1 pseudogene is annotated in these 277 nt (G+C 63.5%); it reads left to right on the top strand.

The window, feature by feature from the left end:
* Positions 1–246, top strand: a pseudogene (locus E0702_RS17150) (pirin family protein); the annotation flags it as partial.
* Between the last annotated feature and the right edge of the window lie 31 nt (positions 247–277).

Below are 277 nucleotides of genomic sequence, written 5' to 3'. Positions count from 1 at the left end.
CGTGAAGGTTCGGTCAGCATGAACCAGGATGCCCAGCTGTACGCCGGTCTGTTCGACGGCGCACAAGCGGCCGAGTACACCTTGCCGCAAGGCCGCCTGGGCTATGTGCACGTGGCCCGTGGCAAGATCAGCGTCAATGGCCAGGCCCTGCAGGCGGGCGATGCCGTCAAGCTCAGTGCGGTCGACCGCATCGAGATCAGCGGTGGCGAGAAGGCTGAAGTCCTGTTGTTCGACCTGCCGCGCTGAGCTTGAGCGCGCCGTACTCAGTAATGCAGTA

Origin of the sequence: Halomonas marinisediminis, from assembly GCF_004347715.1 — a bacterium.
GTDB lineage: Bacteria > Pseudomonadota > Gammaproteobacteria > Pseudomonadales > Halomonadaceae > Halomonas > Halomonas icarae.
Note: the sequence above shows the minus strand (reverse complement) of the source record. Positions and strands in the feature narration are given on the sequence as shown.